This is a genomic window from Microseira sp. BLCC-F43 (genome assembly GCF_041929235.1).
Classification (GTDB): Bacteria; Cyanobacteriota; Cyanobacteriia; order Cyanobacteriales; family Aerosakkonemataceae; genus Microseira.
In genome coordinates this window covers 49,976-59,033 of the sequence record NZ_JBHFNP010000104.1, presented here as the reverse complement: position 1 = coordinate 59,033, position 9,058 = coordinate 49,976, and the positions used below count along the sequence as shown (strand labels likewise).

Below are 9,058 nucleotides of genomic sequence, written 5' to 3'. Positions count from 1 at the left end.
TGTTTTTATTGCGGCGGCGTGGGGGGGCGCTTTTGGTGTCGCGCCCCCTTCTGGGGCGCCGCAACACAAATGGCGCCACAAGGGCTATATTTCACCTAGTTGCAAACCGCTATAACGGGTTTTAGCTTTAAGCTAGAAATTTATTTCTGGGCTTTTGGTTTAAATTCCAGTCGTAGGGTAAATAAACTATAGGGGTTGATGAGTTAATTGGAATATCGGTTTTAAGGTAAGTGCGGATATATTCGGGAATTGAAGGGGCGATTTGTAGAAAGTCTTGGCTATACCATTTGAAAATCTTGCTACAGTACAAGGTTCCGGTTTCTAAATTGTAACGGACTTTATCGGGATTATTAATAAAACGGCTGGCTTCTTCTTCTAATTGCTGATTTATCTGTGCTGGTTCGTAAGCGTTGTTACGCAATAAGGGACAACCTATGGAGGCACAAACAAGCGCAAAGTGTATGCGCGGTTCTCGGAATTCTCGGCGCAGGATGTTATGTTCTATTTGATTGAGGCTGTATCTTTTTCCGGCGAAGGAATGGGCAGGAAAAAGGAAGAACCACAAGAAAGCCAGCCAGTTTAGTATACCGAGTATTTTAGGCTGTATTGATTGAATCGGGTAGCGTTCTAAAATGGCGGAAATTGTGAAGGCGTTGTAGAGGTTTATCCACAATGCTAATTTTTCATCTGTATTCAGGTTAGGCAGATGAAGCTGTTTTTCTAAGTTTTTTATCCAGTGGTGAATTGCTTGGGGTTGCTCTTTTTTCCAGTTATAGTAGTCTACGCGACCTTGCGTGTCTACGTACTGGCGTAAAAGTGCATCCCAAGGGGCAAAGTTGAGCATGGATTAAACAAATAAGTCCAGGGGTAAATGTCCGTAGAGTCCGTTAATTGTTTCGTTTTCTGATGATTGGCAGGATACTAATACGCCGCGATACGGTCCTATGTAAGAATCTAGATATAATGACCCCCGCATTGAGTTGTATTTTATATAAACGGGACCAACAATTGAGGTGATGTCGGGTTGTTCGTCGGGAATTGGATAGCCTAAAGCTTTTAAATAAGTTTCCAAGGTTAAGAAACCTTCGGTTACGCTATTGGCGCAAATACCAAGATTTTGGGAATCTGATAAATTACTGAACAGCAAAAGCGCTTGGCGCAGTTGTTCTTTTTCTGCGGCTGAGTCTACTGTTTTTGTTTCGGTACAGCTAAATTCGCCTAAGATTTTTTGTGCTTGTGCTACGTCCATTACGAATGGCTAGATATTATTTGTTATGGTTATTGTACCATCCGGGGTTTTGATGTTTGTATGCGATCGCCTTGGCATATCGCTCTCCTCCAGCTGCGTTTAAAGCCTGCTACGCCAGGGTTTGTTTGTCACGCCCTACCCTTCCAGGGTAGGTGACCGATTGTCCAAAACAAACTTTTATTAATCGATTATTACGATATATATATTATTATGACATATTTGTAATTATAGCTGAAGCGGTTACGTCTACCCTGGGGAGGATCTAGAAAAACTTAAATCTGGAAAACAATGTACTTTGGGATACAAGACCAAGCCTGGAGCGGGGTTAGGTGACTGGGATTCCCTTGGCGGCGACCCAGGAGATTTGAGTAAATATGCTTGACTTTTAAGTCAAAAAATGCTTGTGTTTCTCCTTTTCCAATAATAGTAAAGCAATATGATTCCAAGAGAAAGTGTAACCCCAAAAACTGTTGATTTAACTAACTGCGATCGCGAACCAATTCACATTCCTGGTTCGATTCAGCCTCATGGTATACTTTTCGTTTTAAACGAACCTGAGTTAGAAATTTTACAAGTTAGTAGCAATACTTTTGATTTGCTTGGTATTCATCCTCAAGATTTGCTACAACAGCCGTTAAGCAACCTAGTCGATTCAACTACAATTGAGTCAATCCAAAGACGCCTTTCAGTTGAGTTTGAAAATACTAATCCTTTGGAAATATCGATCAATAATAAAACGTTTGATGTAATTATACATCGGTATGAGGGAGCGATAATTCTCGAATTAGATCCTACCCATTGGAAAAAAGATGCCGATTTTTTCAGGTTTTATCAATTGGTTAAACCCCCGATACAGCGGATACAAAATGCATCTAATTTGACTGAAATGTGTCAAATCATTGTTAATTATGTGCGAAAGATTACAGGATTTGATCGCGTGATGGTCTATCAGTTTGATGCTGAAGGGGCAGGTAGGGTGATAGCTGAAGATAAACCAGACGATCTGACTCCTTATCTGGGATTGCGCTACCCAGCTTCGGATATTCCTAAGCAAGCTAAGCAACTGTATACTTTAAATTATATCCGGTTGATTCCGGATGTTAATTATCAACCTGTAGCGCTAATTCCTCCCGATCATCCTGTAAGTAATCAACCCGTAGATTTGAGTTTTTCTATTTTAAGGAGCGTTTCGCCTCTGCACATCGAATACTTGAAAAATATGGGTGTTGGCGCTTCGATGTCCATATCGCTGATTAAAGACAAAAGATTGTGGGGATTGATTGCTTGCCATCATCAGACAGCTAAGTACGTCAATTATGAAATTCGGACTGCTTGCGAGTTTTTGGGGCAAGTGATGTCTTTAGAATTGGCAAATAAAGAAGAAAATGAAGATTTGGAACGCAAGATTAAAATCAAATCTATTCAAGCTAAATTTGTTGAAGCGATTCCTCAAGCAGAAAACTTTGTCGATGGTTTAGTTAAAGAACCATCTGACTTGTTAGACTTGGTTTTAGCTCAAGGTGCGGTTGTGTATGCTGGTAATGCTTGCACTGTGCTTGGTAAAACGCCGAAACAAGATGAAATTAGTGAGTTAATTACCTGGTTGTCAAATAAAATACCGGATAACCTTTTTTATACGGATTGTTTGCCGAAAGTTTACCCAGCAGCGGAGAGGTTTAAAGATGTTGCTAGTGGATTGCTGGCGCTGTCTATTTCTAAAACTCAAAAGTATTATATTTTGTGGTTTCGTCCGGAGGTGATTCAAACTGTAAACTGGGGTGGTAATCCTCACAAACCTGTGGAAGTAGAAGAGAATGGTGGTTTGGGTTTGTCGCCTCGTAAATCTTTTGATTTGTGGCAAGAAACGGTGCGGTTAATGTCTTTGCCTTGGAAAGAATATGAAATTGATGCTGCTTTAGAACTCAGAAGTGCGATTATTGGAATTGTACTGCGAAAGGCTGATGAACTGGCAAAAATTAATATTGAATTAGAACGCAGCAACAGCGAGTTGGATGCGTTTGCCTATATTGCTTCCCACGATTTGAAAGAACCGCTGCGTGGTATTCACAATTACTCTAGTTTTTTGCTGGAAGATTACGGTGATGTGCTGAAGGAAGACGGTGTATCGAAACTGCAAACTTTGATGCGCTTGACTCAGCGGATGGAAGATTTGATTGATTCGTTGCTGCATTTTTCCCGGTTGGGACGGGTGGAACTTGTGTTACAGAAAGTTGACATTAACTCAGTAGTAAAAAATGTTTTGGATGTCTTAAAAATAAGTAGGAAAGAAGATAATGTGAAAATTTATATTCCTCGTTATTTACCTATAGTGCGATGCGATCGCGTGCAAATTCAAGAGTTATTCACAAACTTGATCGGCAACGCCATCAAGTACAACGATAATTCAGAAAAGTGGGTGGAAATTGGCTATTTAGATATCTCGTCTCCAGAAAGTGTCGTTTTCTATATCAAAGATAACGGTATTGGGATTCGCGAAAAACATAAAGAAGCCATTTTTCGCATTTTTAAGCGCCTTCATACTGCTAACAAATATGGCGGCGGTACGGGTGCTGGGTTAACCATCGCTAAGAAAATTGTCGAACGCCACGGTGGTAAGATTTGGGTCGAATCAATTTATGGAGAAGGCAGCACTTTCTATTTTACTTTGCCAAGTTAAAGGTACATTAGATATGGCAAATAAGCAAGCTCAACCGTACCAGGTTAAAGGTGGGGAGGAAATGGCAACTAACCAGTCTCAACCGTTACTACTCGTGGAAGACAGCGATGAAGATTTTGAAGCGTTTGGACGGATAATGCGAAAATCGGCTGTTACACACCCGATTTATCGGTGTAGCGATGGTGATGAAGCTTTAGATTTTCTTTATAAGACGGGTGAGTACGCTAACTTTACTCAAACACCCCGTCCAGCTATTATCGTGCTAGACCTTAATTTACCGGGAACAGATGGACGAGAAGTGTTGGCTCAAATTAAACAAGATGAAGATCTAAAAACTATTCCGGTTGTAGTGTTTACGACATCTTCTAACCCGAAAGATATCGATATCTGTTATCGATATGGGGTTAATGGCTATATTATCAAGCCAATTGATGTGACAAAATTAACAAGAAATATCCAAATTTTAATAGATTACTGGTTTGAAGCTGTTGTTTTGCCTGAGAGGGATAGGAGGTAGCGATGAGAAAACAACGACAAACAATTTTAATCGTTGATGATTGCGAGGAAGATAGAGAAGTTTATCGGCGCTATTTGGGTCAAGATTCTAAATACAGTTATAAAATTTTTGAGGAAGAAGATGGGGAAAATGGGCTGCTATTGTGCAATAAAATCCAGCCGGATGTTATTTTGCTGGATTATTTGTTGCCGGATATGGATGGATTGGAGTTTTTAGGCGAGTTAAAAATTCAGACGGGTAAAACTAACCTGCCTGCGATTATGCTAACGGGACAGGGGAACGAAGCGATCGCCGTCGCCGCAATCAAAAATGGGGCGCAAGATTACCTCGTCAAAGGTAGGACGACTCCCGATTCTCTGCGTCTAGCTATCCACAACGCTATCGAACGAGGGAAGCTGCAACGAAAACTAGAAGCTAGCGAAGAACGATTTCGCACTTCGGTGGAAAATATGCTCGATTGTTTTGGCATCTACAAATGCCTGCGGGATGAATCGGGTAAGATTGTAGATTTTATCGTCGAGTACGTTAACAATGCAGCTTGCAAAAATAACTGCATGAGTGCAGAAGAACAGATTGGCAAAAAACTTGGCGAAATTCTGCCAGCACATCGAGAAACGGGGCTATTTGAAGAGTACTGCCAGGTAGTAGAAACTGGCGAACCTTTGTATAAAGAAGCGGTGATTTATTCAGATAATTATGGCAAGCAGTATCTGACTAGAGCTTTCGATATCAGCGTCTCTAAATTAGGGGATGGATTAGTTGCTACCTGGCGCGATATTAGCGAGCGCAAGCGCTCTTCAGAGCGCTTGCGCTTATTAGAATGTGTTGTTGTCAATGCAAAAGATGCCGTAATTGTGACGGAAATAACGCCGCTTGATGAACCTGGACCGCGCATTATATACGTCAACGAAGCGTTTACAAAAATGACGGGCTACAGTTTAGAGGAAATTGTCGGCAAGTCGCCGCGTTTTCTCCAAGGACCCAAAACCAACCAAGCAATTTTAAATCAAATTCGCGCCGCAATCGTAGCGAAAGAAACCATCCAGGTTGAATTGATTAACTACCGCAAAGATGGCTCAGAATTATGGGTGGAAATGAGCATTACACCCGTGCCTGACTCATTGGGAAATTACACTCACTTTGTATCTATTCAACGGGATATTACCGAGCGCAAGCGAACAGAAGAGGCATTGCGGCAAAGTCGAGAATTCATTCAACAAATTGCCGACACAATTCCAGGGATTTTGTACGTTTATGACTTAATTGAACGGCGAAATGTCTACGGGAATCGTCAAATGGCTGAAGTTGTTGGCTACACGCCAGAACAAATTCAGGCAATGGGATCGGGGTTGATTACCCAATTGTTTCACCCGGAGGATGTGGCGAGAATTCCCGTTTTCCAGGAAGGATTTAACTTGGTTACTGACGATGAAATTATTGAGTGCGAGTACCGGGTGCGACACGCGAATGGGGAATGGCGCTGGTTCTATGGTCGCGATGTTGTGTTCAGCAGAACTGTTGATGGTTTACCTCACGAGGTTCTTGGTATAGCTCAGGATATTACTGCGCGCAAACAAGCTGAGGCAAATCTGCAACAGCGAATTGAGCAAGAGCGACTGGTGATGGAAATTGCTCAGCAGATTCGGCGCAGTCTTAATTTAGATGAAATTCTGCAAGCAACTGTGACCGAAGTGCGGCGTTTGCTCGAATGCGATCGCGCGCTGATTTTCCAGCTAGAACCAAACGGCAACGGCACGATAATTAAAGAATCTGTCGGGTCTGACTTCACGGCGCTTTTATCGACTAATATCTACGATCCTTGCTTGAGCGAAAACTATATTGAACCTTTTCGCCAAGGTTTGGTGACTGCGAAAACGGATATTTACACTGCCGAAATCAAACCCTGTCACGTTGAGTTATTAACTCAATTACAGGTTAGAGCTAATCTGGTCGTGCCAATTCTGCAAGGGGAAAACTTGTGGGGGTTGCTAATTGCCCATCAATGTGCCGCAACGCGAGAGTGGCAGAGTTTAGAAATCGATTTGCTCAAACAATTGGCAACTCAGGTAGGCATTGCCATCCAGCAAGCAGAACTTTACCAGCAGCTAGAAATCGAATTGAGTGAGAGGGTATCAGCAGAAGCAGAAATTAACCGCCTGAATCGGGAATTAGAGTGTCGCGTCAACGAACTGCAAACTTTGCTCGACTTGCTTCCGGTAGGAATTGCGATCGCAGACGATCCAAACTGCAAGGTTATCCGCGTCAATCCCTTCTTGCAAAAGTTGTTAACTTTAGCGCCAGATACCAACGCTTCTAAAACAGGATCGGATGCAGACATCTTGCCTTACAAAGTTCTGATTGACGGTAAAGAAATTCCTGGGGAAGAATTGCCGATGCAAGTTTGTGGTGCAACGGGTGTGGAAATTCCCATGACGGAAATGCAGGTTGTGCGCGATGATGGGGCAAAATTTGATTTGCTGGGACACACCAAACCGCTATTTGACGAAGAGGGGAAAGTGCGGGGTTGTGTCGGCGCGTACATCGATATAAGCGATCGCAAGCGAGTCCAGGCAGAACGGGATAAACTGCTGGAATTGGAGCAAAAAACACGCGCCGAAGCTGAAGCTGCGAATCGTGCTAAAGATGATTTTGTGGCAATGGTATCCCACGATTTGCGCGCGCCGCTAAATTCAATTTTGGGCTGGGCGCAACTTTTACGCAAGGGGAAAATGGACGATGAAGCAAAAGAAAAGGCGTTAGAAACCATCGAACGCAATGCCAAATCCCAAGCAAAATTGCTGGAAGATTTGCTCGATGTTTCTCGCATGATTCAGGGTAAACTGGAAATTTATCCCCAGCCGATAGAACTCGTTCCGATAATTCAAAATGCCATCGATACTGCCTATATAACAGCCAATGAAAAGGGGATTTGCTTAATATCTGCCCTCGATGCTTCCATCGGCAAGATTTCATGCGATCCAAACCGCTTGCAGCAAGTTCTGGGTAACTTGCTCTCCAACGCGATTAAGTTTACCCCGGAAGGCGGAGAAATCGATGTTTGGTTAGAGCAGGTTGAAGGTTATGCTCAGATCGTTGTCAGGGATACAGGGCAAGGTATCAATCCGGAGTTTTTACCCCATGTTTTCGATCGCTTCCGTCAGTCTTCTAGCGGTAGTAAAAAAGGGGGGTTGGGATTGGGACTTGCGATCGCTCGCCATCTAATAGAATTGCACGGCGGGACTATCGCAGCATACAGCGAAGGAATTGGGCAGGGCGCAACGTTTATTATTAAGTTGCCCCTGGGAATCCAGGGTAGGGGCACGGCATCAACTATACTTTGACTTGTGAAAGTCGATCGATGCCGTGTCCCTACTGGTGAAACATATCGCTCGGGACACGGCATCAATTAGACTTTGGCTTGTGAAACAGATTGATCGATGCCGTGTCCCTACTGGTGAAACATATCGCTCGGGACACGGCATCAATTAGACTTTGGCTTGTGAAACAGATTGATCGATGCCGTGTCCCTACTGGTGAAACTGGTGAAACAGATTGATCGATGCCGTGTCCCTGGTGGTGAAATATCTCGATCGATCGGGACACGGCATCAATTAGACTTTGGCTTGTGAAACAGATTGATCGATGCCGTGTCCCTACTGGTGAAACACATCGATCGATGCCTTGTCCCTGCTGGTGAAACAGATTGATCGATGCCTTGTCCCTGCTGGTGAAACAGATTGATCGATGCCTTGTCCCTGCTGGTGAAACTGATCGATCGATGCCTTGTCCCTGCTGGTGAAACTGATCGATCGATGCCTTGTCCCTGCTGGTGAAACAGATTGATCGATGCCTTGTCCCTGCTGTAATATGATGTCGGGCAAATCGCCCTGAATAAAAACTCTCCGCGTCTCCCCTTCCCCGCTTCCCCGCGTCAGTCCTAACCAAGGGTATTCAAGCGGACATGATATATTCAAGGTTTTGGTGCGATTCCCTTTGCTTCGAGACAGCGCTTAAACTCGACTTCAGCGACGGTTGGTGCGGGGTTGTCCGATACTTTTAATGTGCTGGGAAGCGTTGTTGAACCGGATCTATCTAATGGTTTATCTAAGTGGGCGGTAGTATCTTTATTGCCATTGGTTAAATATTTACTGCAATCGTCAACTGACTCGATGCGCTGTTTAGCGGCTTTAGCAATGCTGGAATCCTTCGCGGTTGGGTTAACCGTGGTATCTTTGGAAACGTAAGAACCTGCTGTAGCTGAGAAAGCAGGGAAACCCAATAGCCAGATTGTACCGACTAATAGAGCGATCGCAACGGTACGAATCATTCGTTGAAAGTTTCTGTTGAGGTTCATTCTGCTTAAGTTCCTCCTGTTTGATCGGTTGTCTGGTCACTGCTGATATCTTAGTGAAGGCTAAGCGATCGCAAATATTCCTTGAGGAGGAACATGGGTCGGAGATGGGCGATTTGCTTGAGTAAAAGTACTTAGTAAGGAGAGCGATCGCCCGCAAAGAAACCGGGTTTCTAAAAGAAACCCGGTTTCTGGGTATAAGTTAAAAGTTTTTGTAGGGTAAATACAACCTTAAAGTAGGGTTTTCTGACTGGTTGTTCACCG

General features: G+C 43.5%; 7 protein-coding genes. 3 read left to right on the top strand and 4 right to left on the bottom strand.

The window, feature by feature from the left end:
- Positions 1-127: 127 nt before the first annotated feature.
- Positions 128-844 carry a DUF547 domain-containing protein gene (locus ACE1CM_RS15590; RefSeq protein ID WP_374878423.1) on the bottom strand — a complete coding sequence of 239 codons (717 nt, stop codon included), beginning with the start codon at positions 842-844 and terminating at the stop codon, positions 128-130.
- 3 nt (positions 845-847) lie between these two features.
- The gene (locus ACE1CM_RS15585; protein WP_374878422.1) at positions 848-1,249 is read right to left on the bottom strand and encodes a DUF1824 family protein; all 402 of its coding nucleotides are present in this window, start codon (positions 1,247-1,249) and stop codon (positions 848-850) included.
- 436 nt (positions 1,250-1,685) lie between these two features.
- Between ACE1CM_RS15585 and ACE1CM_RS15580 the strand changes: the two genes are divergently transcribed.
- From ACE1CM_RS15580 to ACE1CM_RS15570, 3 genes are read left to right on the top strand one after another with little or no spacing between them, the layout of a single operon-like run.
- Positions 1,686-3,926: an ATP-binding protein gene (locus tag ACE1CM_RS15580; RefSeq protein ID WP_374878421.1), complete on the top strand. Its 2,241-nt coding sequence runs from the start codon at positions 1,686-1,688 to the stop codon at positions 3,924-3,926.
- Positions 3,927-3,939: 13 nt separating this feature from the next.
- Positions 3,940-4,443, top strand: a complete 504-nt coding sequence (locus tag ACE1CM_RS15575) for a response regulator (protein WP_374878420.1) — start codon at positions 3,940-3,942, stop codon at positions 4,441-4,443.
- Positions 4,444-4,445: 2 nt separating this feature from the next.
- Positions 4,446-7,784, top strand: a complete 3,339-nt coding sequence (locus ACE1CM_RS15570; protein ID WP_374878419.1) for a PAS domain S-box protein — start codon at positions 4,446-4,448, stop codon at positions 7,782-7,784.
- Positions 7,785-8,096: 312 nt separating this feature from the next.
- Here ACE1CM_RS15570 and ACE1CM_RS15565 read toward each other — a convergent pair whose 3' ends face one another.
- Entirely contained in the window at positions 8,097-8,417 is a 321-nt protein-coding gene (locus ACE1CM_RS15565; protein WP_374878418.1) for a hypothetical protein, read from the bottom strand.
- Positions 8,414-8,797 (bottom strand): hypothetical protein, encoded by a 384-nt coding sequence (locus ACE1CM_RS15560; protein WP_374878417.1) that lies wholly within the window; start codon positions 8,795-8,797, stop codon positions 8,414-8,416. The genes ACE1CM_RS15565 and ACE1CM_RS15560 overlap by 4 nt, the downstream gene beginning before the upstream one ends.
- Positions 8,798-9,058 lie beyond the last annotated feature (261 nt).